Source organism: Patulibacter ginsengiterrae (assembly GCF_056269115.1).
Window position 1 is genome coordinate 190,579 of record NZ_JBWDOG010000002.1, and the last position, 22,868, is coordinate 213,446.

21 protein-coding genes and 2 tRNA genes are annotated in these 22,868 nt (G+C 72.7%); 14 read left to right on the forward strand and 9 right to left on the reverse strand.

What is annotated here, in order from left to right:
• The first annotated feature begins 111 nt into the window (after nt 1–111).
• Nucleotides 112–963 carry a bifunctional DNA-formamidopyrimidine glycosylase/DNA-(apurinic or apyrimidinic site) lyase gene (gene mutM, locus ACVUH9_RS04310; protein WP_475754288.1) on the forward strand — a complete coding sequence of 284 codons (852 nt, stop codon included), beginning with the start codon at nt 112–114 and terminating at the stop codon, nt 961–963.
• A gap of 21 nt (nt 964–984) precedes the next feature.
• Here the strand turns inward: mutM and grxC are convergent, their stop codons facing one another.
• Nucleotides 985–1,239 carry a glutaredoxin 3 gene (gene grxC / locus ACVUH9_RS04315; protein WP_475754289.1) on the reverse strand — a complete coding sequence of 85 codons (255 nt, stop codon included), beginning with the start codon at nt 1,237–1,239 and terminating at the stop codon, nt 985–987.
• A gap of 24 nt (nt 1,240–1,263) precedes the next feature.
• Here grxC and recO point away from each other — a divergent pair, with 24 nt between their 5' ends.
• The 4 genes from recO to dnaG all read left to right on the forward strand — a co-directional run bounded on the left by recO (nt 1,264) and on the right by dnaG (nt 8,045).
• Entirely contained in the window at nt 1,264–1,989 is a 726-nt protein-coding gene (recO, locus tag ACVUH9_RS04320; protein WP_475754291.1) for a DNA repair protein RecO, read from the forward strand.
• A 59-nt stretch (nt 1,990–2,048) separates the two neighbouring features.
• Nucleotides 2,049–4,724 carry a pyruvate, phosphate dikinase gene (gene ppdK, locus ACVUH9_RS04325; protein WP_475754293.1) on the forward strand — a complete coding sequence of 892 codons (2,676 nt, stop codon included), beginning with the start codon at nt 2,049–2,051 and terminating at the stop codon, nt 4,722–4,724.
• Between the two features lie 191 nt (nt 4,725–4,915).
• Nucleotides 4,916–6,037, forward strand: coding sequence for a dGTP triphosphohydrolase (gene dgt, locus ACVUH9_RS04330; RefSeq protein ID WP_475754296.1), 1,122 nt, complete (start codon nt 4,916–4,918; stop codon nt 6,035–6,037).
• Between the two features lie 10 nt (nt 6,038–6,047).
• Complete coding sequence (dnaG, locus tag ACVUH9_RS04335; protein WP_475754298.1) at nt 6,048–8,045, forward strand: DNA primase; 1,998 nt, start codon at nt 6,048–6,050, stop codon at nt 8,043–8,045.
• A gap of 86 nt (nt 8,046–8,131) precedes the next feature.
• On the opposite strand, the gene ACVUH9_RS04340 is transcribed toward dnaG, so the two are convergent.
• From ACVUH9_RS04340 to ACVUH9_RS04355, 4 genes are all read right to left on the reverse strand, one after another.
• Entirely contained in the window at nt 8,132–8,482 is a 351-nt protein-coding gene (locus tag ACVUH9_RS04340) for a hypothetical protein (RefSeq protein WP_475754299.1), read from the reverse strand.
• A gap of 108 nt (nt 8,483–8,590) precedes the next feature.
• Nucleotides 8,591–8,662, reverse strand: a tRNA-Asn gene (locus tag ACVUH9_RS04345).
• 156 nt (nt 8,663–8,818) lie between these two features.
• Nucleotides 8,819–9,979, reverse strand: a complete 1,161-nt coding sequence (locus tag ACVUH9_RS04350) for a glycosyltransferase (RefSeq protein ID WP_475754301.1) — start codon at nt 9,977–9,979, stop codon at nt 8,819–8,821.
• Nucleotides 9,980–10,086: 107 nt separating this feature from the next.
• Complete coding sequence (locus tag ACVUH9_RS04355) at nt 10,087–11,130, reverse strand: LLM class F420-dependent oxidoreductase (RefSeq protein WP_475754303.1); 1,044 nt, start codon at nt 11,128–11,130, stop codon at nt 10,087–10,089.
• Between the two features lie 127 nt (nt 11,131–11,257).
• On the opposite strand from ACVUH9_RS04355, the gene ACVUH9_RS04360 reads away from it, so the two are divergent.
• Nucleotides 11,258–11,869, forward strand: coding sequence for a hypothetical protein (locus ACVUH9_RS04360; protein ID WP_475754304.1), 612 nt, complete (start codon nt 11,258–11,260; stop codon nt 11,867–11,869).
• Nucleotides 11,870–11,924: 55 nt separating this feature from the next.
• Here the strand turns inward: ACVUH9_RS04360 and ACVUH9_RS04365 are convergent, their stop codons facing one another.
• Nucleotides 11,925–12,212, reverse strand: coding sequence for a hypothetical protein (locus ACVUH9_RS04365; RefSeq protein WP_475754306.1), 288 nt, complete (start codon nt 12,210–12,212; stop codon nt 11,925–11,927).
• A 320-nt stretch (nt 12,213–12,532) separates the two neighbouring features.
• Here ACVUH9_RS04365 and ACVUH9_RS04370 point away from each other — a divergent pair, with 320 nt between their 5' ends.
• From ACVUH9_RS04370 to pdxT, 5 genes are all read left to right on the forward strand, one after another.
• Complete coding sequence (locus tag ACVUH9_RS04370; protein WP_475754308.1) at nt 12,533–13,033, forward strand: hypothetical protein; 501 nt, start codon at nt 12,533–12,535, stop codon at nt 13,031–13,033.
• Nucleotides 13,034–13,172: 139 nt separating this feature from the next.
• Nucleotides 13,173–13,245 (forward strand) — tRNA-Ile (locus tag ACVUH9_RS04375).
• 181 nt (nt 13,246–13,426) lie between these two features.
• Complete coding sequence (locus ACVUH9_RS04380) at nt 13,427–14,305, forward strand: MurR/RpiR family transcriptional regulator (RefSeq protein ID WP_475754309.1); 879 nt, start codon at nt 13,427–13,429, stop codon at nt 14,303–14,305.
• Nucleotides 14,306–14,492: 187 nt separating this feature from the next.
• A complete protein-coding gene (gene pdxS, locus ACVUH9_RS04385) occupies nt 14,493–15,377 on the forward strand; it encodes a pyridoxal 5'-phosphate synthase lyase subunit PdxS (protein WP_475754311.1) in 885 nt (294 codons plus the stop codon).
• Nucleotides 15,371–15,946 carry a pyridoxal 5'-phosphate synthase glutaminase subunit PdxT gene (gene pdxT, locus ACVUH9_RS04390; RefSeq protein ID WP_475754313.1) on the forward strand — a complete coding sequence of 192 codons (576 nt, stop codon included), beginning with the start codon at nt 15,371–15,373 and terminating at the stop codon, nt 15,944–15,946. The genes pdxS and pdxT overlap by 7 nt, the downstream gene beginning before the upstream one ends.
• Nucleotides 15,947–16,011: 65 nt before the next feature.
• On the opposite strand, the gene ACVUH9_RS04395 is transcribed toward pdxT, so the two are convergent.
• Nucleotides 16,012–17,079: an MBL fold metallo-hydrolase gene (locus tag ACVUH9_RS04395; RefSeq protein ID WP_475754315.1), complete on the reverse strand. Its 1,068-nt coding sequence runs from the start codon at nt 17,077–17,079 to the stop codon at nt 16,012–16,014.
• A 26-nt stretch (nt 17,080–17,105) separates the two neighbouring features.
• Nucleotides 17,106–18,506, reverse strand: coding sequence for a phosphomannomutase/phosphoglucomutase (locus ACVUH9_RS04400; protein ID WP_475754317.1), 1,401 nt, complete (start codon nt 18,504–18,506; stop codon nt 17,106–17,108).
• Nucleotides 18,507–18,703: 197 nt separating this feature from the next.
• On the opposite strand from ACVUH9_RS04400, the gene ACVUH9_RS04405 reads away from it, so the two are divergent.
• Complete coding sequence (locus ACVUH9_RS04405; protein WP_475754319.1) at nt 18,704–19,951, forward strand: NADH:flavin oxidoreductase/NADH oxidase family protein; 1,248 nt, start codon at nt 18,704–18,706, stop codon at nt 19,949–19,951.
• A 105-nt stretch (nt 19,952–20,056) separates the two neighbouring features.
• On the opposite strand, the gene ACVUH9_RS04410 is transcribed toward ACVUH9_RS04405, so the two are convergent.
• The gene (locus ACVUH9_RS04410; RefSeq protein ID WP_475754321.1) at nt 20,057–21,313 is read right to left on the reverse strand and encodes an acyl-CoA dehydrogenase family protein; all 1,257 of its coding nucleotides are present in this window, start codon (nt 21,311–21,313) and stop codon (nt 20,057–20,059) included.
• Between the two features lie 114 nt (nt 21,314–21,427).
• Here ACVUH9_RS04410 and ACVUH9_RS04415 point away from each other — a divergent pair, with 114 nt between their 5' ends.
• Nucleotides 21,428–22,099 (forward strand): TetR/AcrR family transcriptional regulator, encoded by a 672-nt coding sequence (locus ACVUH9_RS04415; RefSeq protein WP_475754323.1) that lies wholly within the window; start codon nt 21,428–21,430, stop codon nt 22,097–22,099.
• Nucleotides 22,096–22,821, forward strand: coding sequence for an SDR family oxidoreductase (locus ACVUH9_RS04420; RefSeq protein ID WP_475754325.1), 726 nt, complete (start codon nt 22,096–22,098; stop codon nt 22,819–22,821). The genes ACVUH9_RS04415 and ACVUH9_RS04420 overlap by 4 nt, the downstream gene beginning before the upstream one ends.
• The last annotated feature ends 47 nt before the right edge of the window (nt 22,822–22,868 follow it).

Below are 22,868 nucleotides of genomic sequence, written 5' to 3' on the forward strand. Positions count from 1 at the left end.
GTCGCCCGTGGGCCGGGAACGCGCCGGAGCTGCGGCTCGCGTTCGACGGGCGACGGCCACGGAAGCCCCTGGGAAGGCAGGCGACCCCGGCCGTCCGGCAGGCTATGGGTGATGCCCGAGCTGCCCGAGGTCGAGACCGTCACCCGCCAGCTTCGGCCGCACCTCGTCGGGCGCCAGCTCGAGGGGGCCGAGATCCTCGACCCCCGTTGGTGCCAGCCGACCCCGGCGCCCCGGACCGAGGCGGCGCTGATCGGGCGGACGATCGTGGCCCTCGAGCGCCGCGGCAAGCACATGATCTGGCGGACCGACGCCGGCACGCTGCTGCTGCATCTGCGGATGACCGGGGTCCTGCTGGTCGACGCCGACCCCTCGGCGCCGTATCAGCGCGTGATCCTGACCCTCGACGACGGGCAGACCGTCCGCTTCTGCGATCCGCGGCGGTTCGGGACCGGCCAGTGGTTCCCCGACGACCGCGAGGCCGACGCCTACCTCGACGCGCGGCTCGGGCCGGAGCCGTTGGCCGACGGGTTCGACGGACCGACGCTGCGGGCGGCGCTCCGCGAACGACGGGCGCCGATCAAGGGCCTGCTGCTCGACCAGAAGATCGTGGCCGGCGTCGGCAACATCTACGCCGACGAGGCGCTCTTCCACGCCCGGGTCCACCCGTTGCGCCCCGGGGGACGGTTGACGGGGCCGCAGTGCGCGGCGCTGGCCGACGGGATCCGGCTCGCGCTCCAGGAGGGGATCGCGGCCGGCGGGGCGACGATCGACGACTTCCGCCACGTCGACGGCTTCGAGGGCTGGTTCCAGAACGACTTCCGCGTCCACCGGCGCGCGGGACTGCCGTGCCCGGCGTGCGGGGAGCCGGTCGTCCAACGGGTGGTCGCGCAGCGCGCGACCTACAGCTGCGACCGGTGCCAGACCCTGCCGCGCGGCGTCCCCCGGGTGGCGCCGTCGCGCTGACGGACCCCGGGGCGCCGGCGATCAGGCGCTGACGAGCTCGTTCAGGCGGCCGGACTGGTCCGCTGCGGCGAGCTCGTCGAACCCGCCGACGAGCTGCTCGCCGACGAGGATCTGCGGGAACGTCATCATCCCGGTCCTCTGGGCGAGCTCGACGCGCGTCTCGGGATCGCGGCCGAGGTTGATCTCCTCGTACGCCAGCCCACGAGCGTCGAGCAGCGCCTTGGCCCGCACGCAGTACGGGCAGGCGTTCGTGGTGTAGACGGTGATCGAACTCATAACTATAAAAAGTATAGTGAGTCCGTGAGCGGGAGTCGAATCAGCACCGAGGCGATCGTGCTGCGGTCGATGCGGTACGGCGAAGCCGACCGGATCCTGCACGCGATCACCCCGGAGTACGGCCGGATCGGGGCGATCGCGCGGGGCGCCCGGCGGCCGAAGAGCAAGCTCGGCGGGCGACTCGAGCCGCTGTCGGTCGTACGGGTCGAGCTGATCCGCGGCAAGAGCGACCTCCACACGGTGGTCGGCGTCGACACCGTCGCCGTGCACCACCGGATCATCACCAGCCACGCGGCGCTCACGCACGCCCAGCGGGCCTGCCACGTCGTCGACCGGACCTGCGTCCCCGACGAGCCGGCCGAGCGGGTCCACGGGCTCCTGCGGACGATGCTCGCGCTGCTCGACGCGGCGCCGGAGCGGGCCGGGGAGGGACTCCAGCTCGGCTTCCGGCTGAAGCTGCTCTACGCGCTCGGCCTGCAACCCGCGCTCGACGCCTGCGTCCGCTGCGGGCGGACGGAGGACCTGATCGCCTTCGACGCAGCCGACGGCGGCGTCGTCTGCGCCAGCTGCCAGAGCGGGGCGGTGCTGGTCGACGCCGACGCGCTGCGCTTCATGGTCGAGGCGCTCGGGCGGCCGCTGGCCGACGCGCCGACGGTCGAGGAGCGTCCGGGCCGTCAGGTCCATCGGGCGATCGAAGCGCTCGCCGTACAGCACCTCGGGGTCGATCTCCGGACACGCGACGACTCCTGATTCGCCGCCTCGGCGCGGGGCCGTGAGCGTCTTGGACGGTCACTACCATGCGCTTCCTCATGAGCGAAGATCTCACCTGGGTATACGACTTCTCCGAAGGGTCGAAGGAGCAACGGGACCTGCTGGGCGGCAAGGGCGCGAACGTCGCCGAGATGACGCGGATCCTCGGGAGCGGACGTGTGCCGGCCGGGTTCACGATCACCACCGAGGCCTGCGTCGCCTACATGCGCGCCGAGCGGACCCACCCCGCCGGCCTCGAGGACCAGGTCCGCGGTGCGCTGGCCCGTCTGGAGCGGCTGACGGGCAAGCGGCTCGGCGACGGCAGCGATCCGCTGCTGGTGTCGGTGCGCTCGGGCGCCCGCGAGTCGATGCCGGGAATGATGGACACGGTCCTCAACCTCGGCCTGACCGACGAGTCGGTCGAGGGCCTCGCCGCCCGCACGTCGAACCCCCGGTTCGCCTGGGACTCGTACCGCCGCTTCGTCCAGATGTACGCCAACGTCGTCCGCGGCGTGCCCGGCGAGCGGATCGAGGCCGAGATCGACGCGCTCAAGCGGGAGCTCGGCGTCACGCTCGACACCGACCTCGACGAGGCCGCGCTGCGCGACCTGACCGGGCGCTTCAAGGCGATCTACGCCGACCACACCGGCGAGCCGTTCCCGCAGGACCCGGCCGTCCAGCTCGACGGCGCGATCCGGGCCGTCTTCGACTCCTGGACCGGCGATCGCGCGATCGCCTACCGACGCCTCCACCGGATCCCCGAGGACTGGGGCACCGCGGTCAACGTCCAGCAGATGGTCTTCGGCAACAAGGGCGAGACGTCCGGCTCCGGCGTCGCCTTCAGCCGTGACGAGGTCACCGGCGAGCCCGAGCCGTCCGGCGACTTCCTCGTCAACGCCCAGGGCGAGGACGTCGTCTCCGGCGTCCGCAACACCCAGGACATCGCCGACCTCCAGCGGGTGATGCCGAAGGCCTACACCGAGCTGATGGTGATCCTGCGGACCCTCGAGCGGCACTACGGGGACATGCAGGACACCGAGTTCACGATCGAGGAGGGGCGTCTGTACATGCTGCAGACGCGCAACGCCAAGCGTCCCGCCCAGGCCGCCGTCCGGTTCGCCGTCGACGCGGTCAGCGAGGGGCTGCTCGGCAAGGGCGCCGCGCTGCGGACGATCGAGGCCGACAAGCTCGACGCGCTCCTGCACCCGACCTTCGATCCGCAGGCCGACTTCGCGGTGATCGCGCGCGGCGTCAACGCCTCGCCCGGCGCGGCCAAGGGCCACGTGGTCTTCAGCGCCCACGAGGCGGTCGAGGCCGCGGGCCGCGGCGAGGCCGTGATCCTCGCCCGCCGCTTCACCGAGGCCGAGGACGTCGCCGGCTTCCACGCCGCCAAGGGGATCCTCACCAGCGAGGGCGGCAAGGCCAGCCACGCCGCGCTCGTCGCCCGCGGGATGGGCCGGCCGTGCGTCTCCGGCGTCAGCGCGCTGGAGATCGACGCCAAGGCGCGCGAGATCCGCCTCGCCACCGACGGCCCGGCCGGCGCCAAGGGCACCGTGATCGCCCGTGGTGGCGACCTGCTGGTGCTCGACGGCTCGACCGGGATCGTGACGACCGACGACGTGCCGCTGGTCGAGGCCGAGGTCGACCGCTACTTCGAGACGGTCCTCGAGTGGGCCGACGAGCTGCGCGAGCTGGGCGTCCGGACCAACGCCGATACGCCCGAGGACGCCGTCCGGGCCCGCGAGTTCGGGGCCGAGGGGATCGGCCTCTGCCGGACCGAGCACATGTTCATGGCCGAGGACCGTCAGCCGAAGATGCGGGCGATGATCATGGCCGACAACGAGGACGACCGTCGGGCGGCGCTGGCCGAGCTGCTGCCGCTCCAACAGGCGGACTTCGAGGGGCTGTTCGCGGCGATGCACGGCCTGCCCGTGACGATCCGGCTGCTCGACCCGCCGCTGCACGAGTTCCTGCCGCAGCGGATCGAGCTGGAGCGGGAGCTGATCGCCGCCCAGCACGCGGGCAAGGACACCGCGGCGCTCCAGGTCGAGATCGAACGGGTCGACCAGCTCGGTGAGGTCAACCCGATGCTCGGGACCCGCGGCGTGCGGCTCGGGATCCTCTTCCCGGAGATCTACGAGATGCAGGCGCGGGCGATCTTCGCTGCGGCCGTGGCGGTTCGCGAGGGTGGCGCCGCCGCGCCGCGCCTCGAGGTGATGATCCCGCTGGTCGACTACGAGCGCGAGCTCGAGCTGATGCGCGCGGTCGTCGAGCGGGCGGGCGAGGAGCACGGCCTGCGGGCGGGGGAGGACTACCTCGTCGGCACGATGATCGAGCTGCCGCGGGCCTGCTTCCTCGCCGACCGGATCGCCGACCATGCCGACTTCTTCAGCTTCGGCACCAACGACCTGACGCAGACCGGGCTCGGCTTCAGCCGTGACGACATCGAGGGCAAGATCCTCGACCGCTACGTCGAGGCGCAGATCTTCGATCGCTCGCCGTTCGAGACGATCGATGCTCCCGGCGTCGGCCAGATGCTGCGGATGGGCGCCTGGCTCGGCCGCTCGACCCGCCAGGACCTCAAGCTCGGGGTCTGCGGCGAGCACGGCGGCGACCCCGACTCGATCGCGTTCTTCCAGGACTCCGGGATCGACTACGTGTCGTGCTCACCGTTCCGGGTGCCGATCGCCCGGGTCGCCGCCGCGCAGGCGGCGGTCGCGAGCCCGCGGCCCTAGGGCAACGGGCGGAGGCGGGGTGGGAGTGGGCGAGGGTCCGGCCCGCGGCGCGGGCCCCGATCGCCGTAGCGCTCGGGCCCCCGCCACGCCCCGCCCCATTCGAGCGGATCCCCGACCGTTCGGTGGGTGGGCCCCGCGCCCCGCGCCCCGCGGACCTCGGCGCCCGTCCGGCGAGTGCGACAATCGAGAGGATGCCCTCCGTCGCCACGTCACTCGGTGATCCCCACGCGCGGCGGCAGGCGTTCGAGGAGACCTTCCTCGCACCGTCGGCCGCCCGCACCTGGCCGAGCAACCGGGCCGCGGAGGAGACCGAGTGCCCGCTCCGTACGCCGCTGCAACGCGACCGTGACCGCGTGGTCCACAGCAAGGCCTTCCGGCGGCTGAAGCACAAGACCCAGGTCTTCCTCGCGCCGGAGGGCGATCACTACCGCACCCGTCTGACCCACACCCTCGAGGTGACCGGGATCGCGCGGACCGTCGCCCGCGCGCTGGAGCTGAACGAGGACCTCGTCGAGGCGGTCGGGCTCGCCCACGACCTCGGCCATGCGCCGTTCGGGCACATCGGCGAGGACGCGCTCGACGCCTGCCTCCAGCCCCACGGGCGCAGCTTCCGCCACTGGGAGCACTCGATCCGGATCGTGACCGTGCTGGAGGATCCGCCGAGCGCCGTCCGCGAGGCCGGCGGCCGGGCGCTGAACCTCAGCGCGAGCGTGCTCGACGGGATCGCCGGTCACTCGGGGCGGGCGCCGATGCCGCGCACCCTCGAGGGCCGGATCGTCCGGATCGTCGACCGGATCGCCTACCTCAACCACGACATCGACGACGCGATCCGGGCCGGGGTCCTCAAGGAGCGCGACCTGCCCGGCGGGCCGATCCGGGAGCTCGGTGCGACCCCGTCACGACGGATCGACCGGCTGGTCCAGGATCTCGTCGTGACCTCGCGCGAGCGGGGCGACATCGCCCAGGGCGACGCGGCGGGGCAGGCGATGGACGAGCTGCGGACGTGGATGTTCGAGCACGTCTACCTGGCTCCGGATGCCCGCGACCAGCATCGCCGTGCGCACGACCTGGTCCGCACGCTGTTCGAGCACCACCTCGAGCACGCAGGGGACGGCGAGACCGCGGCCGACGGCGCCGTCCGGCTGCCGTTGGGGATCGACGACGGCGGCTGGGACCAGTACCACGTCCAGCGTGACGCGGATCCGCACGCCGACCCGCTGCAGCGGGCGACCGACTGGGTCGCCGGAATGACCGATCGCTACGCGCTGCGGGCCTACCGCGATCTCGTGATCCCGCGCGTCCACGCGGGCTGAGCGAGCGACCGTGGCCCGTTACGCCCGAGAGGATCTCGACCGGATCCGCGACGCCATCGACTTCGCCGGGCTCGTCGAGCAGCGCGTCGAGCTACGCCGCGCCGGCACCGGCCGGATGACCGGCCTCTGCCCGTTCCACGACGAGCGCACGCCGTCGTTCTCGGTCAACGTCGACGAGAAGCTCTTCCACTGCTTCGGCTGCGGCGAGGGCGGTGACCTCTTCAAGTACGTCGAGCTGACCGAGGGGGTCGAGTTCACCGACGCCGTGCAGCTGCTGGCCGACCGTGCCGGGATCGAGCTGAAGACCGAGGAGGAGGATCCGCAGACCGCCGAGCGGCGGAAGCGCGAACGGCGGCTGCTCGAGCTGCTGGACCGCACCAACCGCTACTACGAGCGGCAGCTGTGGGAGTCCCCGGAGGCCCAGCCCGCCCGGGACGAGCTGCAGCGTCGCGGCCTCGATCCCGCCGTCCTCCGCGAGTTCCGGGTCGGCTACGCCCCGAGCGCCTGGGACCGGGTCCTGATCGGTTCGCGGCACGCCGGCTACAGCGAGGACGAGATGCTGGCCGCGGGGATCGTGCAGCGCAAGCACGACAACCACTCCCGCGTCTTCGATCGCTTCCGGCGGCGGATCACCTTCCCGCTGGCGGACCACCGCGGCCGGATCATGGGCTTCGGCGCGCGCGCGATCGGGGCCGACCAGAAGCCGAAGTACGTCAACTCGTCCGACGGGCCCGTCTACCACAAGGGCCACCACCTGTTCGCCGCGCACATGGCGCGCAAGCACGCCGCCCGGTCCGGCGAGGTGATCCTCTGCGAGGGCTACACCGACGTGATCGCCCTGCACCAGTCCGGTCTGACCAACGCCGTGGGCCTGATGGGGACCGCGCTGACGCCGAACCAGGTCCAGGCGCTCGGGCGGTTGGCGCCCTCGGTGATCCTGGCGCTCGACGCCGACCGGGCCGGGCGTGAGGCGATGCTGCGGGCGGCGCAGCTGGCGGCCGGCAGCGGGCTCCAGCTGCGGGTGGTGCTGCTGCCGGACGGGATGGACCCGGCCGACCTGCTGATCAAGCGGGGCAGCGACGCGATCCGGTCGGCCTTCGCCGAGCCGATCGCGCTCGCCCGCTTCCATGTCGGCCACGTGCTCGACCAGGCCGACCTGTCGACGGCGGAGGGCAAGGACGAGGCGATCGACGCCCTGCGACCGGTCTTCGGCCAGACGCCGCCGGGGGTGCTGCGGATGGAGCTGCTGGCCGACGCGGCCGGTCGGCTGCGGCTGGACCCGCAAGTGCTCGGCTCGTTGATCGACCACGGCGCGACCCGCGCACCGGCGCCGGTCCGCGGCAGCAGCTCGGGTGGCGGTGGGGGACGGGGGCCGTCGTCCGGCGGCGGGGGCCGTGGAACGGGCTCCGGCTCGGGCGACGCCGGTGGTGCGGGGGGCCGGGGGTCGGGCTCCGGCGGATCGGGGAGCCAGGGCTACGGCGGTCAGGGCTTTGGCGGCGGTGGTGGCTTCGGCGGCGGCGGTGGAGGCCGTTCGGGTCCCGGGGGGCCGAACCCGGCCCCGCCGACCTTCGTGCCCTCCGCGGGCGGGATGGAGGACGTGGCGCGTGCGGAGCTGGCGTTCCTGGCCGAGTGCCAGGCGGCCGGGCCGGGGGCGGCCGCGTTGCTCGACGACGCCCAGATCGGGCGGCTGATCGCGCACGACCCGCACCGCCATGCGGCCGCGGCCCTGCGGGAGGCGCTCAGTGCCGGGCAGCCGCCGGCGCCCGCCAACGAGTCCGTCCGGATGGTCCTCGACCTGATCGGCCGCTTGGCCGCGCAGGTCGAGCACCCGTCGGTTGCCGCGGCGGAGCTGGCCGGTCTGCGACTGGAGCTGGGGACCGTGACGCAGGCGATCCGCTTCGGCCGCCCGGACGGGACCGGCGACCTGATCCGGCGCCGGCTGGACTTGCAGCGGCGCATCGACCTCGGTCTCGGTGAGCTGCTCAAGGGCCCGCGCCGGTTGTCCTAGGGTCTGCGGAACCCGGCTGGCCGCACACCGTCGCGACCCACGGCCGAGGTATCCGGGCGGGCTGCCCCGCCGACGTGACTACGGGTTCAGGCCCCGCGCAGCAGCCAGGCGCGCGCCGCCCCGCGGGAGCAGGTCTCGCGGGTCTGCTCACGGGCGGGGTGGCTGATCCGGCAGCGCCAGGTCGATCGCCCGACGCGGACCGTGAAGTGGCGGCGGTCGACGACCGTCGTCCGGCGCCACTGGATCTCGCCGATGATCGCCTTGCCGGTCTTGCAGGTGGTCCCGCGGACCGAGAGCCCGAAATAGCCGGCACCGTCGATCGGCGGCATCGGGCAGCGCAACGTCCGCGCGGCCTCGGCACCCGGCACGGCCACCAGCCCGAGCGCCGCAGCGGACCCGACGACGGCGGCGAGGATGCTGAGCGTGGGACGGCGCATCGCGGGATCGTACGCCCTGGAGCGATCGAGCCACCCGGAGCAGGGGAGGCGCCGCCGACGCCCCAGAACGACGGAAGCCCAGTCGTCGACTGGGCTTCCGTTCCTAGGCTCCGGGGGTGGGACTCGAACCCACAACCCTTCGATTAACAGTCGAATGCTCTGCCATTGAGCTACCCCGGAACGCCCCGGGCATGGTACGCGATCTGGCCTCCGCGCGACGTCTCGCACCGTCTGGTCGGCCGCAGCGCGGCTCGAGCGACGGCCTGGCCGCCGCGACGGCCAGTCCTCACGGGCGTTTCCGGGGCTCCTCGACCATCGGTCCGCTGCGCCGTCCGCTCAGCCGCGGCGCGCCTGGGCCAGCGCTTCGACGAGCGGGGCGGCACGGTCGGCACCGTCGCCCTGCGCGACCCAGTCGGCGATCTCGCGCGCCCGTTCGGCGTAGGAGGGATCGCGGACGGCCTCCATCACCGCGGCCCCGAGCGCGCGCGGGCCGGCCAACCGCCGCGGGAGCCGGATCCCGGCCCCCGACCACGCCAGCCGCGCTGCGTTCTCGAACATGTCGCCCCCGGCCGGGATCGCGATCACGGGCTTGCCGTAGGCCAGCGCGCGCAACAGGGTTCCGTGCCCGGCGTGGCAGACGATCACGTCGGCGGCGGGCATCACCTGCGAGTAGGACATCCACGGCACGAGCCGGGCGTTGTCGGGGACGTCGAGCCGGGGAAGCCGGGCGGTCGCCGCGGCACTGGTGCGGTTCTCGGCGGCGAGGACTCGGACAGGGGCGTCGGCGAGGCCGCGGAGCGCCGCGCGCAACAGGTGGCCGTCCGGATCCTGCGAGGTCGACGGCGCGACCACGACCAGCGGGTCGTCGCCGGGAGGCAGGGCCACGGGCTCGGACGGGGGCTCCCAGACGAACGGCCCGACCGTGTGGGTGTTGGGCGACCGGTGGTGCCGCGGGTAGTCCAGTTGGGGTACCGAGCCGACGAGCACGAGCTCCCGGCTGATGCCCCCGTGGTGGCCCGGCACCGGCGGTAGCCCGACGTGCGCACGGACCTCGTTCAGCTCCCGTCGCCCGATCTCGAGCGAGCGGTCGACGAGCGCGCCCATGCCCCGCCAGAGCGCCTTGCCCACGCGACTGCTGGCGGGCCGAGCGCCCGACGAGAAGGGCGGCCAGCCCGGCTCGGTCCGTGGGTCGAGGTGCGGGATCAGGGTCGCGACGGGAACTCCGCAGCGTTCGCCGGCGAGCGCGGGTCCGAGGGTCAGGATGTCGGCCACGATCGCGTCGGGACGGACCTCCTCGACCAGCGGGATCGTGTCGATCGCCGCCCGTCGGACCGCGGCGTACGGCTTCAGCGGCTCCTCGCCCAGCTGGGGGAAGGTGCGGTACTCGGGGGCGGGGGCGAAGTGCAGCCCCGCGGCCTCGACGTCATCCTGCCAGCGCGTCCAGGTCTGGACCCAGACCTCGTTGCCGCGCTCGGCGAGGCGCCGGCCGAGGGCCATGATCGGGAACGCGTGGCCGGGATCCCCGAACGCGCCGAGCAGGAGCCTCGATGACGAGGCGGAGCGGGGAGCGACGTGCGCTCCCCGTGTACCCGGACCGCCGTGGCTCACATCGCCTCGGCGGCTGCGGCCAGCTCGCGCAGCTGCGCGATCCGGCCGTCCCTGGTCACCGTCGTGGGGGTGGCGATGAGGGTGTGGACCCCGGCATCGCGGTGCGCCCGCAGCCGCTCGGTGACGTGCTCGCGGCTGCCGAAGAGCGAGACCGCGTCGAGCAGCTCGTCCGGGATCGCGGCCATCGCCTCGGCGCGCTTGCCGTCGAGGAACAGGTCCTGGATCTCCTTGGCCGCGTCGCCGAACCCGTAACGGGTGACGGCCGCGTTGTAGAAGTTCTTCTCCCGCGAGCCCATCCCGCCGACGTAGAGGGCGGTGCCTGCACGGAGCATCCCCTCGGCGGCGCCGTCCGGGTCCTCGCCGATGTGGAAGCTGACGCTCGGGCAGACCGCGACCTCGTCCCGCGAGCGTCCGGCCTTCTCGATCCCCGCGTAGAGCGACGAGAGGGCGACGTCGGCGTGCTCGGGGCTGAACATCATCGGCAGCAGGCCGTCGGCGATCTCCCCGACCAGCTCGGTGTTCTTCGGCCCGATCGCCGCCAGGTAGATCGGGATCCGCTCCTGGACCGGGGTGATCGTCAGCTTGAGGGCCTTGCCCGGGCCGTCCGGCAGCGGCAGGTCGATGGTCTCGCCGTGGAACTCGAGCCGCTCGCGAGCGAGTGCCTTCCGCACGACCGCGACGTACTCGCGGGTGCGCAGGAGCTGACGCCCGAAGCGCTGACCGTGCCAGCCCTCCGCGACCTGCGGCCCGGACGTCCCGAGGCCGAGGATGAAGCGGCCGTCGGTGAGGTTGTCGAGCGTCGCCGCGGTCATCGCCGTCATCGCCGCCGAGCGGGCGGGCAGCTGCATGATCGCCGAGCCGATCTTGATCGTCGACGTCTGGCCGGCCAGCCACCCGAGGATCGAGACCGAGTCCGACCCGTAGGCCTCGGCGCAGAAGACCGAGTCGTAGCCGAGGCGCTCGGCCTCGAGAACGATGTCGAGCTGGTCCTGGCTGGTGAGGCCAAGGCCCCAGTACCCGAGTTGGATGCCGAGCTTCATGCTGCAATCTCCCGTTCAGCGGCGCGCAGGCCGTTGTATGCCAGGGCGACAGGACCTACCGTGGGTAGTGCCGCCGTTGCGCACTCTACGCGAGCGCGCACGTTCGACCGACCCGTCGGGAACGCCCATGTCACGTAGCTCCGCCATCCACGACCTTCGCCGCACGATCGACTGCCTTCCGCTGCAGACCCGCCGAGCGATGCTCGACGGCGTGCGCAGCGAGCAGATCATCGTCGGTGCGTATACGGACGGGAGCGGCGGCGTCTGTCCGATGCTGGCCGCCCACCGACGTGGGGGGCGGACGAGCTTCCTCCAGTTCGCGCGGACCTGGGACCGCTTCACGAAGGCGCCGGCCCGTGGGTCGCGCCCGGCCAGCGGCCGTGAGCTGCGGATCCTCGAGCGACAGCTCGAGGCCAGCATCGAGGCCTCGCAGGAGGCGCTCACCGACGTCGTGCTCGCGGACGCGATCGCCGAGCACCAGCGGTTGGTCGCGCAGCGCCCGGCCCCCGCCCCGGCGGCGGAGCCGGTCGCGCCGCCTGCCCGATCGGTCCGCCGCTCGCGGCCGGCCGTCCGGATGCCGAGCTGGATGCGCCCGATCGGGTCGATCGAGGAGTACGAGCGCGCACTCGAGGAGGTCGACCGCCAGAAGGTCCGCCTCGGCCTCGTCGACGACACGGCAAGCCGGCCGCCGGCGGAGCCCGCGGTGGGCGACCGTCCGACCACCCACCTCACGCGGTAGCGCTGGCCCCGGCGTCGTCCCCGCGCGGGGACGACGCCGGTCTTCGACCCGCCCGTCATCCGGCCGGCACCGTCGCGGCGTCGTCGAGCAGTTCGTGGCAGCGGACGGTCGCACGGGTCGGCAACAGGAAGCCGCCGTGACGGTGAAGCACGCCGGCGGCGACGAGGTCGCGTACGGCGCGCCGAGCATCGTCCTGGTCGGCGAAGTCGCCATCGGTGCCGAGGACGGCGACGACGAGCTCGTCCTCGCTGTGCCAGGCGGGGTAGGTGGAGAGCAGCTGGACCAGGACGGCGCCCTGGACCTGGACGTCGAGATCGAGGGGGTCGATGAGTGCTGTGAGCATCGTGGGTGATCACCGGTCGGCGGGGGCATGAAGTCGTCCGAACATATGTTCTGGTCCGGTCGTTCAGGTCCCGATGCGGAGCTTCGTGTCTGGTCTGGTGCAGTTCTGGCACCAGGCGACGAGAGTTGGCACAAATCAGGACGAACATAGACGTTGCGTCTAGAGACGTATCGTCTATAGTCGGGTTCGTCCTTGGCCATCGGTCCGGGCGCCTTCCTTGGGCCTGGGTGTGCCTCGGTCCACGGGCGGAGACGTGGATCGACGTACGACGGGAGCCCGGCGTAGCCATCACCGACAGACAGCTCGACGACCTCTACGGCGTGGCGATCACGATCGGTGTCGTCGAGGCTCCCGCGCGGATCCGGTCGATGACCGACGACGACCTGCTGCACGAGATCCTGGCCGCCGCTTCCGCCGCCGGCGTGCGAACCAGGCCGCGCGGGGGTCGCCCGTTGGCGATCGCCGACATGGACGCGCCGGCCGCGGCGCGGCTGGTCCTCGGCGCGCGGACGGCGCGGAGCCCGGTCGAGCTGGCGACCGCGATCGCGTGGTGTCCGCCGCTGCGCGACGCCGGCGCCGGAACCTGGCACGTCGCGGTCCTGCTGGACGGGGCCCTGATGGCGATCACGCTCGCACGCGAGGGGACCCACTACGTCGTCGTCGCGCGCCACGCCGTGGGTGCCGTCCAGCGGGACTCGGCGATGACCATCGACGCCGAGACACCGGCCCATGCGCTGCGGCTCTACCTGACGCGGGCGACGCGCCGTGAGGCAGACGCGATCGCCGTCCCGGAGCCGTCGCTGGCTCGGGTCTCCCCGTAGTGGCGCGACGTCGCGGACAGGTCCGTCTCGCGGCGGTCCCGCCTGCGTGCCCCGGGCTGCTGGCCTGGCTGGCGGCGAGGGTGCCGCACGGGGTCATGCGGCTCTGGCAGGCTTCCCGACGAGGCGTCCTCACCTCAGCGGGCCGGTAGCTCAATGGTCAGAGCAGCGAACTCATAATTCGTCAGATGCGGGTTCGACCCCCGCCCGGCCTATCCGTCAACCCGGGCCGGCGCCTGGCCTCGTGGCTCAGGCGCCGCCCAGGGCGCAAGCGGCGCCCGGCCGCGAGGCGACGTTCGCCCGGGGCGCCGAACGTCCGGTAGGCGAGCCCCGCCAACGCAATCCTTCGCCGATCGGGAAGGAACAGCGCGCCCCGGGACGAACCAGTCAGCGCCCATGAAGCGCACGGCCTCCTCTTCCACGACAGCACTCGCGCCCATCGTCGATCATCAGACGCTGACGGAGTACATCCAGTCGCGTTTCGACGAGTTCTCCCGCTCGCAGAAGGATGTCGCGCAGTACATCGTCGATCATCTCGACGAGGTCGCGTTCCAGACCGCGGAGGAACTCGCCCGGCGGGCGAACACCTCGAGCTCGACGGTGGTCCGGTTCAGCCAGGCGCTGGGCTTCCACGGCTTCCCCGACCTCCAGGACGCGGCGCGCGACGAGTACCGTCGCCGCGTCGAGGCCCGCGCCTCGAGCCCGGGAACGGACCATGAGCCGCTGTTCGGCCTCGACCAGAGCCCCGGCGAGGCGACGATCGCCGCCGATCACCTGGCGGTCGAGGAGACCGCCCGCCGCCTCTCGCGCAGCGTGCTCGAGGCGGCCGTCAACGACATCGGCAAGGCCGACCGCGTGATCATCGTCGCGGCCGACCAGGTCGCGTACTTCGGCACCTACTTCCGTCACCTGCTGATGCTGCTCGGGATCCCGACCGACATCGTCGCCAGCCACGCCCAGGAGGGCCGTGCCCGGCTCGCCCGTCTGGACGAGAACGCCGTCCTGATCGGCATCACCGCCGGCCGCGCGCATCCTCTGGTCGTGCGTTCGCTGCAGCTCGCCCGGCACCGTCGCGCGAAGACGATCGCGATCACCGACGCGACCCTCTCCGAGGCGGCGAAGCTCGCACAGCACTCGCTCTTCTACTCGTCCAACAGCCCGTCGTTCGTGCGCTCCCACGTGGCGCTGCTGTCGCTGCTCCAGGCGATGGCCCAGGGCGTCTACGCCAACGACGGCGCCCGCGCCGACCGGATTCGCGCCTACCGCCTGAAGTAGGCGGCGGGTCGGGCCGGGGGAGTGGCGGCTTCCCCCTCCGACGGGCCCGAGCGCGCCAGGCGATCGCCTCGGCGAGCCGCTCATCGAGGAGCGGAGCATTTGCACACGAACCGTCGCTCGCCGCGGTCCGGGATGCGACGCTACGGCGAGGTCTCCGAGCGGGCGCCTGTGGGAGACTCGTGGCCTGATGCGCGCCGAATCCACACCCCGTGTCAAGACCGGCCTAGCGGAGATGCTCCGCGGTGGCGTGATCATGGATGTCGTCGATCCGGAGCAGGCGAAGATCGCCGAGCAGGCCGGGGCGACCGCGGTGATGGCGCTCGAGCGCGTGCCGTCGGACATCCGTCGCGACGGCGGCGTCGCCCGCATGAGCGACCCCGAGATGATCCAGGGCATCCAGGCCGCGGTCTCGATCCCGGTCATGGCCAAGGCCCGGATCGGCCACTTCGTCGAGGCGCAGATCCTCGAGGCCCTCGACGTCGACTACATCGACGAGTCGGAGGTCCTGACCCCGGCCGACGAGGCCAACCACATCGACAAGTGGGAGTTCAAGGTCCCGTTCGTCTGCGGCGCCACCAACCTGGGCGAAGCGCTGCGGCGGATCGCCGAGGGCGCCTGCATGATCCGCTCCAAGGGCGAGGCCGGGACCGGCGACGTCGTCGAGGCCGTCCGTCACATCCGTTCGATTCGCGGCGCGATCAAGCGCCTGTCGAACCTCGACGGCGGTGAGATCGCCACGGCCGCCAAGGACCACCAGGCGCCGCTCGAGCTCGTGCGCTGGGTCGCAGAGAACGGCCGTCTGCCGGTGCCGCTCTTCTCCGCCGGCGGGATCGCCACCCCGGCCGACGCCGCGCTGATGATGCAGCTCGGCGCCGAGTCCGTCTTCGTCGGCTCCGGCATCTTCAAGTCGGAGGACCCGGCCGGCCGTGCCGCCGCCGTCGTCCAGGCCACGACCCACTTCGCCGACGCGGCCAAGCTCGTCGAGGCCTCGACCGGCCTCGGCAAGGCGATGGACAGCCTCGAGGCGCGCAAGCTCGGCGAGGACCAGCTGCTCGCCGGCCGCGGGTGGTAGCGCCGCTCGTCGGGATCCTGGCCCTCCAGGGCGGCGTGCTCGAGCACGCCGCCCTCCTGCGGGCGTGTGGCGCCGACGTCCGCGAGGTGCGGACGCCGGAGGGCCTCGACGGCCTCGACGGCCTGGTCCTGCCCGGCGGCGAGAGCACGACGATGACCCTGGGCATCGCGCGCGAGGGCCTCGGCGATCCGTTGCGGCGGTTGATCGCCGACGGCCGTCCGGTGCTCGCGACCTGCGCCGGGCTGATCCTGCTCGATCGGCTGCACCTCGACGCCCTGCCGTTGCGCTGCGAGCGGAATGCGTTCGGCCGGCAGATCCACAGCTTCGAGAGCGATCTCGACGTGGCGGGGATCGAGGGCGGGCCGGTCCACGGCGTCTTCATCCGGGCGCCGAAGGTGATCGAGCTGGATCCCGCGGTCGAGATCGTCGCGCGGGTCGACGACGCGGTCGTCGGCGTGCGCCACGGCCAGGTCGAGGGCTATGCGTTCCACCCCGAGCTGACCGGCGACGACCGGATCCACCGGGGCTTCGTCGGTCGGGTGACGGCAGCTCGCCGTCAGACCGTCTGAACCTCCGCCGGCCGGCCGGCTGGCTCCACAGGGTCAGGCGGCTACCGGCGGCGGCCACCCGGCGCTCAGGCCGGCGACCAGCGTTCGACGTCGCCGTCGCGCTCGGCCGTGACCGCACCGTCATCGTGCAACAGGTCGAGGTGGCCGAGCACCTCGGAGATGCAGAGGAGCGGCTGCTTCCAGGCGGTGTCGCCCCACATCCGCAGCGCGATCTCGAAGGCGCTGCTGGGGGCGGGGGCGTCGAGCAGCCCGAGGATCTTGGCCTTGCGGCGCTCGTGCATCCGGAGCCGCTCGGCGACCAACCCGACGGCGTCGGTCACCGCCGGGCCGTGGCCGCCGAGGATCACCGCGGGAGCGAGCTCCGCGGTCGCCCGCATCCCCGCCACGTAGTGGCGGAGGGCGGCGACCCGGTCCTCGGGCGTGGGCGGCTCCGCCTGGTCGGGCGCCAGCCGGGCGGGATCGCAGGCCAGCAGCGGATTCGAGGAGACGCTCGACAGGAGATGATCGCCGCCGATCACGATTCCGTGCTCGTGGTCGACGAAGAGGGTGTCGGTGACGCTGTGTCCCGGGCGGAGGAGCAGCTCGAAGACGTACCCGCCGAGCTCGACCCGCTCGCCGCTGCGGACGGGCCGGGTGACGGTGACCGAGCCACCCGCCCAGGCGCGATGGGTGCGCTGCATGCCGGAGAGCGCGACGGCCATCTCGCGGGCGACGCCGTGGCGGACCATCGACGACGACATGAACGCGGTCTCGCGGTCGCCGTAGCCGGTCGGGTCGGAGAGTCGGCCGACCAGCGCGTCGATCGTGACGACCTCGGCCCCGGACCGCTCGACGAGGATCGAAGCGAGACCGAGGTGATCGGGGTGCTCGTGGGTCAGCGCCACGGCTTCCAGGTCCTCGATCCGGTGCCCGCGCTCGGCGAGCTGCCGCTCGACCACCGTCAGCGCCTCGGCGCTGGCGGGACCGGTGTCGATCAGGGTCAGCGGGCCGGCCTCCAGCAGCCAGGCGGTGACGGGGCCGATCGGGAACGGCGTCGGGATCGAGATCGGGTGGATCCCGGCGGCGGCAGCGAGCGGGTGCCCGAGTGGCGCCCCGGCGGTCGACTCGAGGCCGCCGGTGCGGCGCGGGCTCATCGTTCGGTGCTCAAGGTCGCGACGGCTCAGCCGCGGATCAGGCCGAGGACCTCGTCACGGCGCCGCTCCATGTCGGCGACCGAGACCAGCGACTCGAGGCAGAGCCGCAGCAGCGGCTCGGTGTTCGACTTGCGGACGTTGAAGTGCCAGTCGTCGTAGTCGACCGAGACGCCGTCGACGTGGGTGATCGTCGCGTCGGCGTAGCGCTCCTCGATCAGGGCGATCTTGGCGTCGGCGTCGTCGACGGTCGAGTTGATCTCGCCGGAGATGAAGTACTGCTCGTGGAAGCGGCCGACGAGCTCGCTGAGCTTCTTGCCGCTGACCGAGAGCAGCTCCAGCAGCAGCAGCGCCGGGAGCGTGCCGGAGTCGGCGTTGGAGAACTTCTCGAAGTAGTAGTGGCCGGAGACCTCGCCGCCGAAGATCGCGCCGGTCTGCGGCATCCGCGTCTTGAAGAAGGCGTGCCCGACGCGGTTGATCAGGGCGGTGCCGCCGGCCGCGGCGACGGTGTCGGCGACCGCCCGCGAGGCGCGGCAGTCGTAGAGGATCGTCGGGTCGTCGTTGCCCGCCGCCCGGGCCTTCTCGACCAGCGACTCGGCGAGCAGCGCGGTCAGGAAGTCGCCGTCGACGAAGCGCCCCTGGTCGTCGATGAAGAAGCAGCGGTCGGCGTCGCCGTCCCACGCGATCCCGAGATCGGCGCCCTCGGCGATCACCTTGTCGATGATGAACTGGCGGTTCTCGGGCAGCAGCGGGTTGGGCTCGTGGTCGGGGAAGTTCCCGTCCGGGGTCCAGTAGGTCGCGACGAGGTCGAGCCCGAGGCCGTCGAGGACCGGCCCGACCATCGGCCCGGCCATCCCGTTGCCGCCGTCGACGACCACCTTCAGCGGGCGGATCGCGTCGGCGTCGATGAACTCGAGCGCGGCGGCCTGGAAGGCGACGTAGACGTCCTCCTCCTCGACGCTGCCCGGACCCGAGCCGCTGGTGACCGAGAGCGGCTCGCCGAGATCGCCCTGGGCGAGGTCCCGGATGTCGCCGATCCCGCGCTCGCCGGAGAGCGCGAGCGCGCCCTTCTCGACCAGCTTGGCGCCGGTGTAGGCCTTGGGGTTGTGCGAGGCCGTGCACATCAGCCCGCCATCGAAGCCGCGCGTGCCGACGGTCCAGTAGAGCATCTCGCTCCCGACCTGGCCGATGTCGACGACCGAGGCACCCTCGAGCACGATCCCGTCGCGGTAGGCGCGGGCCAGCTCGGGGGCGGAGAGGCGCATGTCGCGGCCGACGACGACGCGGACGTCGGCGACCGGCTTCTCGGCGAGCCCGGCGATCACGCGGGCGAACGCCCGACCGATCCGGTGGGCCACCTCGGCGTCGATCTCGTCCCCGGCGATGCCGCGGATGTCGTAGGCCTTGAAGATCTGGGACGGGACCGTCATGTGCTCCGCATCCTAAGGGCCGGTACGGGAGCGGTGCTCAGTGCACGGTGCGGTAGTGGGGACCACCGGACGGGTGGTCGGGGTCGACCTGGGGGCGGGGGTGGGCTCGCGGGGTCGGATGGGCGTTCCTACGGACCAGTAGGGTCTGGCGATCGCCGGTCCTGCCGGCCCACCCGCCGTCTTCGCCGAGAGAGCAGATGTCCGACACCGTCGCCACGCCCGTCACGCTGGCCGCACCGCTCACCCTGCCGTGCGGGTCCGTCCTGCCCAACCGGGTCGCGAAGGCGGCCCTCAGCGAGCAGCTGGCCGACCGCGCGAACCGTCCGACGCCGGAGCTCGACCGGCTCTACTCCCGCTGGAGCCAGGGCGGCTCGGGCCTGGTCCTGACCGGCAACGTGATGGTCGATCGCCACCACCTCGGCGAGCCGCGCAACGTCGTCGTCGAGGACGACCGCGACCTCGACGGCCTGCGGCGTTGGGCCGACGCCGGTCACGCCGGGGCCAACGGCGCGCAGATCTGGGTCCAGGTCAACCATCCTGGCCGGCAGGCGCTCTGGTTCGCCGGTGGGTCGCGACCGGTCGCGCCGAGCGCGGTCGCCTCCAAGATCCCCGGGTACGTCTCGCCGCGGGCGCTGACGACCGCCGAGATCGAGGAGATCATCGCCCGCTTCGCGCGCACGGCGGAGATCGTCCAGCGCGCGGGCTTCGACGGGGTCCAGCTGCACGGCGCCCACGGCTACCTGATCTCGCAGTTCCTGTCGCCCCGCGCGAACCTGCGCGACGACGAGTGGGGTGGCGACGCCGAGCGCCGTCGCCGGTTCGTGATCGAGCTGGTGCGGGCGACCCGCGCGGCGGTCGGTCCGGCGTTCCCGGTCGGGATCAAGCTCAACTCGGCCGACTTCCAGCGCGGCGGGTTCAGCGAGGAGGAGTCGGCGGCGGTGCTCGAGGCGTTGGCCGGCGAGCAGATCGACCTGATCGAGATCAGCGGCGGCACCTACGAGTCGCCGGCGATGATGGACGGCGTCGCGCAGCGTGAGAGCACGCGCCAGCGCGAGGCCTACTTCCTGGAGTACGCGGAGACGGTGCGCTCGCGGGTGCCCGGCGTTCCGCTGATGGTCACCGGCGGCTTCCGCAGCGCGGCGGCGATGCGCGACGCCGTCGCGACGGGCGCCTGCGACCTGGTCGGGCTCGGTCGCCCGCTGGCGCTGGCGCCCGACGGCCCGACCGGGCTGCTCGACGGCACGCGGGCGGCGGTGCCGGCGGGGGAGAAGCGGATCGGGGTGGCCAAGCTCGACAGCGCGATCGACCTCTACTGGCACACGCGTCAGCTGCACCGGCTCGGGGCCGGGGCGGCGCCGAACCCGCGCGATCCGGCCTGGCGAGCCGCTGCGGCGCTGCTGATCGACAACGGCTGGGGCGCCCTCCGGCGTCGTCGCGGGGCCTGAGCGGGCCGAACGCGGGTCGCGGCGCCCCGCCGGGCCGTCGTTGGCCCCGGGGACCGACGCCCCCCGGGGGACCGACGCCCCCGGAGCGCGACGACGCTGTCCCGCTCAGTCGAACCCGCCGCAGGCCGACGCCGTCGAGCGCCCCTCCCGCGCGAGCCGCAGGCAGGTGCGGGCGATCGTCATCCGGTGGACCTCGCTGGCCCCGTCGTAGATCCGGGCCGCGCGGGCGTCGGTGTACCACTGGCCGATCGGGAAGTCGTCGGTGCTGATCCCGTGCGACCCGAAGACCTGGACCGCGCGGTCGACGATCCGCCCGAACGCCTCCGAGACGAAGGTCTTGACCATCGCCACCTCCTGGCGGTGGGGGAGCCCGTGCTCGACCTTCCAGGCGGCGTTGAGGACCATCAGCCGCGAGGCGTAGAGATCGATCGCGCTGTCGGCGACGAAGAACTGGAGCGCCTGGTGCTGCGAGAGGTCGACGCCGAACGCCTGCCGCTCGTCGAGACGCTTGGTGGTCAGGTCGAGCGCCCGCTGCGAGACGCCGATCCAGCGCATCGCGTGGGCGAGGCGGCCACCGGCCAGCCGCTTCTGGGCGATCACGAAGCCCTCGCCCTCGTTGCCGAGCAGGTTCGCGGCGGGGACCCGGACGTCGGTCAGGCGGATCTCGGGGTGGCCGCCGACCATGTGGGCGCCGATCAGGCCCGGGTCGCGGACGATCTCCCAGCCCGGGGTGTCGGTCGGGACGAGGATCAGCGAGTAGTTGCGGTGGCCGGCGCCGTCGGTATTGCCGGTCTTCGCGACGACGATCGCGATCGACGCGCCCTCGGCCCCGGTGATGAACCACTTGCGGCCGTTGAGGACCCACTCGTCGCCGTCGCGGACGGCGGTCGTGCGGAGGTTGGTCGGATCCGACGATGCCACGTCCGGCTCGGTCATCGCGAAGCACGACCGGATCCTGCCCTCGGCGAGCGGGCGCAGCCACTGCTCCTTCTGGGCGTCGGTCCCGGCCAGCAGCAGCGTGTGCATGTTGCCTTCGTCCGGGGCCATCGCGTTGAGCCCGAGCGAGGCGAGCGCGCTGATCCCGCATTCCTGGGAGATCAACGACATCCCGAGCACCCCGATCCCGAGGCCACCCCATTCCTCGGGCAGGGCGGGGGCGTAGATCCCGCGTTCACGGGCTCGGTCGCGGAGCCGTTCGACGACCTGCCACGAGCCGAGGATGTCGTTCGGGTCGGCGAGCTCGGCCTCGGCCGGGATCGCGTCCTCGGCGACGAAGGCGCGCACGCGGTCGAGCACGTCGCGGAGCTCGCTGGGGATCGTGAAGCCGATCCCGTCGAGCGGCGGGGTGGGGGTCGAGGTCATGCCGAAACGGTCCTTCTCGGTCGTTGGTACCAACTGGTACCAGGCGGGTCGAGTGTCGACGGTACCACGGAGTACCACGGTTCGCCGGCCGTCGGTAGGGTCGACGGGGCACCGATGACCGCCGACGCCCCCCGATCCGAGCCCGATGCCCCCGGCGGCGATGACCGCCGCGCCGACCAGCGCCGCCGGCTGCTGCGGGGCATCGGTGCGGCCGTCGCGGAGAAGGGCTACGCCGCGACCACGATCGCCGACGTCGTCGCCTACGCCCGCGTCTCGAAGCGGACGTTCTACGAGCACTTCGACGACAAGCTCGACTGCTTCCTGACCTCCTATCGCGCCGGCAGCCTCCAGCTGCTGCGCCGGATGACGGCCGGAGCGACCGGCGACGGGCCCTGGCTGGAGCGGTTGCGCTCGGCCCTCCGGGCCTACCTCGCGGTGCTCGCCGACGCCCCGCCGGCGACCCGCAGCTTCACGCTCGAGATCCAGGCCGCCGGGCCGACCGCGATCGCGCTCCGACGCGAGATGCACCGCCGCACGGCCGACACCCTGCGGGGGCTGGTCGACGAGATCCGCGTCGAGCACCCGAGCCTGCGGCCGCTCGACGAGACGATGGCCGCGGCCGTCGTCGGAGCGATGACCGAGCTGATCCTGATCACCGTCGCCGACGGCCGGACCGACGGGCTGCTCGAGCTCGACGCCCCGATCCTCAGCCTGCTCCACGCGGTCCTGACCGCCTCCGACCCGCCCATCCCAGATCGCACCACCCACGAACGGACGACCACATGACCACACGCGCCGCCCTCATCACCGGAGCCAGCAGCGGCATCGGCCTCGCCATCGCCCGGATGCTCGGCGAGGAGGGCTACGCCCTGACCCTCGCCGCCCGCCGGCCGGAGAAGCTCGAAGCGGCCGCCGCGGAGCTGCGGGCGGAGGGCTACACCGTCCTGGCCGTCGCCGCCAAGCTCCAGGAGGAGGACGAGGTCAAGCGGGTCGTCGCCGCGCACCGCGAGCAGTACGGACGGCTCGACGTGCTGATCAACAACGCCGGCGTGGGGATCGGCGCGCCGGTCGGCGACATCCAGACCAAGTTCCTCGACATGCAGATCGGCGTCAACCTGCGCTCGACGATCCTCTTCTACCGCGAGGCGATCGAGCTGCTGCGCGAGGCCGGGCGCGAGCACAAGGGCGCGTTGGTGGTCAACACCGCATCGATCACCGCCAAGTTCGGCGAGGCCTGGCTGTCGGTCTACGCGGCGACCAAGGCCGGCGTCGTCAACTGGACCGAGTCGATGCACCGCGAGCTGTCGGCGGAGGGGATCAAGAGCACCGCGCTCTGCCCCGGCTTCGTCGACACCCCGATGACCGACTTCGTCAAGGAGTCGATCGAGGCGACGTCGATGATGACTCCGGCGGACATCGCCGAGTCGGTCCGGTTCCTGCTCAAGGTCTCGCCCGCCTGCTGCGTGCCGGAGATCCAGTTCGTCCGCCCGGGCGAGCGGATGATGTGAGTGACGGGCGCGGCGCCGGAGCAGCTTCCTCGCCGCGCCCACGAGCG